Origin of the sequence: Caballeronia arationis, from assembly GCF_001544975.2 — a bacterium.
Lineage (GTDB): Bacteria > Pseudomonadota > Gammaproteobacteria > Burkholderiales > Burkholderiaceae > Caballeronia > Caballeronia arationis.
Genome location: NZ_FCOG02000475.1, coordinates 1 through 1164 on the forward strand (window position 1 = coordinate 1; position 1164 = coordinate 1164).

Genomic DNA, 1164 nt, shown 5'->3' on the forward strand with positions numbered 1-1164 from the left:
AGTTGGTGTTGCGCGGTCAGAGAATTATAACGAAGGTGATCACGATGGGGATGAGTCGGATTGCTTTGCGTTGGTCTTTCGCATCGAATCGCCTTTTATTGGAAGCCGATGCGCTTGATGCACGAGCCGGTCGAGGATTGCGTCGGCGAGCGTGGGGTCTTGCAACCACGCATGCCAATGTTCAAGGGGCAACTGCGAGGTGATGATCGTCGAGCGCGAGCCCACGCGGTCGTCGATCACTTCGAGTAGGTCGTTTCGCGCTCCCTGATCGAGTTCCTGCAGTCCCCAGTCGTCCAGCAATAGCACGTCAATCTTGGCGAGTTGAGCGAGACGGCGTGTGAAGCTGCCGTCGCCATGGGCGATGCGCAACTCTTCGAACAGGCGCGCAGCGCGCACGTATAACGCGGAGAACCCTTGGCGGCATGCCTGCTGCGCAAAGGCGCACGCGATCCAGGTTTTACCGGCGCCGGTCGGTCCACTCAGGATGATGTTCTGGGCGTTGCGGATCCAGTCGCAACTAGCGAGCGTGGCAACCACGCGCTGGTCCAAGCCGCGGCTTTGCCGGACGTCGATGTCCTCGATGCAGGCTTGTGGATTCTTCAGCCTGGCGGCCTTCATCAGGCGTTCAAGACGGCGCGTGTCGCGCCAAGCCAGTTCGCGTTCGACGACCATGCCGAACCGGTCCTCGAACGACAGGCTGGTGCTAGCGGTCAGTGCGGCTTGTTCCTCGAAGGCGCGGGCCATGCCGTCGAGTTTCAGGTTCCGGAGTTGCGAGAGGGTTTGCTGCATCAACATGGTGACCTCCTTCGGGTCAGTGATAATAGTCAGGCCCGCGCACGTTCTCGTGTTCGGGGGATTGCCATTCAGTGAGTTCGATCGGCGGCGATGCCTGTCGGTCCAATCCGGACTTGAGGATCGAGAGGACAGAGCGACGTGTAGGGGAGCCGACCACGAGGGCGCGCTGACAGGCCGCTTCAAGGCGCTCGCGACCGTATTTGCGGGCCAGCGCTAGCAGTCCCAGACAAGCCCGGTAGCCCATTTCGGGATGCGGGCGGTTGGTCAGCAGGTGCCGGACGATCGCCTCGGCGCCGGGGCCCACCGAGGCGCCCCAGTTCAGCAGGCGCCCGGGCGTCCACTCCAGGTGAGCGCGGTGAGCGACGGGCA

Annotated in this window: 1 protein-coding gene and 1 pseudogene; both read right to left on the reverse strand. The window is 62.7% G+C overall.

All coding sequences use genetic code 11. From position 1 onward, the window contains the following. Positions 1–39: 39 nt before the first annotated feature. Complete coding sequence (gene istB / locus AWB81_RS43290) at positions 40–795, reverse strand: IS21-like element helper ATPase IstB (protein WP_062644743.1); 756 nt, start codon at positions 793–795, stop codon at positions 40–42. A 16-nt stretch (positions 796–811) separates the two neighbouring features. After that, positions 812–1164 (reverse strand): annotated as a pseudogene (locus AWB81_RS43295) (IS21 family transposase); the annotation flags it as partial.